This window comes from Natrinema soli (genome assembly GCF_028618695.1).
Window position 1 is genome coordinate 1 of the sequence record NZ_JAQIVI010000424.1, and the last position, 547, is coordinate 547.

The 547-nt window shown below is 70.9% G+C and carries 1 protein-coding gene; it reads right to left on the bottom strand.

Features of this window, described 5'->3' with window-relative positions; genetic code table 11:
* On the bottom strand, positions 1 to 547 hold a 547-nt coding region (locus PGX04_RS23080; protein ID WP_273740656.1), incomplete at both ends, for an FAD-binding protein.

Genomic DNA, 547 nt, shown 5'->3' on the forward strand with positions numbered 1-547 from the left:
CGGCACCCGATTTCTCCGCCGCGAAGTCGTAGCCGCCGAGTACCGCACCCGCCGCCCGGAGGTTCGAAAACTCGGGCTCGTCGCCGGCGTCGAGTGGACGGAGGTCGCGGTCGACCGGAAGCCCGAACCGCGCGTAGGGCTGGTCGCCGAAGATGTCGTCGACGAACCAGTCGTAGCGGTCCGCCGCGTGCGGGACGTGGCAGTCGAAGATCGGTTCGAACACCCGCTCGCGCTCCGATCGCACGCCCTTTCCGACCAGCCCGCCCGTCGCGAGCACGTACTGGTCGGCGCGGTGGGGAATCTCGCTGCCGTTTCGGTCGACGACGACGCGATCGATCCGTTCGGGGCCGTTCGGACCCGTCTCGCCCGCGTCGGTCTCGTAATCGACGACCGGAACCCCCGTCGTCACCCGGACGCCCCGCTCTTCGAGCGCGTCGTAGAGGAGGTCCTCGAGTCGCATCCCGGGCAGGCTGGGCGGCCCCATCGGGACCTCGAAGACGTCGACGCCGAGTCGGTCCGCGAGGTCGGCCCTGACCGCGTCGGCGCG